We start from the raw sequence: 810 nt of genomic DNA, 5'->3' as shown, positions 1-810 counted from the left end.
TGTCTGATGTTGTAAGCACTAGTCACCGGCTCATGAATGGCTAACTCAACGAGAGTACGACTGCGACTCTGGTGCAGCATTGCAAATGTTCCTGCAAATGCAATCATCAGTACATAGCTCGTGGCGAACAAAGAAACAGTGAGTAGATCTGCATGGTGGAATAACACTGCAGTGAAGCATAATCCTGCAACGATATTAAGGATTTTGGCTTGTTTCAGTGGTAAGGCGATGTAGGCAAACAAGCCCAGAGGGATGAGCCAGTACATCAATTGTTGTGCATGCGTTTGCGCGTCCAAGAGAAGGACCAGAAAAACAAAACATAGTGCTGCAACATTGGCGCGCTGAAGATTGCTAAGTTGATAGGTAAAGCGTGCGTAGGTCGCTAAGCCAAAAAATGTCAGACTCAGTAAACTTGCGGTGTAGACTAAAGGGTACATGCCGTATCGAAAGTTTTGCACGCCGAGCACGACCATAATGATTCCTGCAAGTAAATAGAGGCTGCTTATCACTTGGCCTTGCAGTTGTACTTCAGTTCTCATTGTTTTGCTCGCTATTGTTTAGATCTTTGTCGCTAAAAAGATAAGACTGATCACCACCGCGCTGAAGAGCTTTATCTTGTGCAATGTGTGCGTGCTGAACCATCGAGTGGCAATCGTCACCGACATTGAGATGGCTCACACCCATGCTGCTTGTCATATTTACTTTGTTTAATTGGATTTGTTGTTTGATTTTCAAGCGCAGAGAATCTGCGATCTTGATGGCTGGCTTTGAGCTAGTGTGCGGTAAAACAATCAAGAAACTGTGTTGTTC

Annotated in this window: 2 protein-coding genes; both read right to left on the bottom strand. The window is 44.7% G+C overall.

What is annotated here, in order from left to right; genetic code table 11:
* A partial coding sequence (locus A3738_RS09890) for a hypothetical protein (RefSeq protein WP_156504170.1) occupies positions 1 to 539 on the bottom strand: 539 nt, incomplete at its 3' end.
* The coding region (locus A3738_RS09885) for a diguanylate cyclase domain-containing protein (protein WP_156504169.1) at positions 529 to 810 on the bottom strand (282 nt) is incomplete at its 5' end. The genes A3738_RS09890 and A3738_RS09885, both read right to left, overlap by 11 nt.

Source organism: Oleiphilus sp. HI0066 (assembly GCF_001635725.1).
Note: the sequence above shows the minus strand (reverse complement) of the source record. Positions and strands in the feature narration are given on the sequence as shown.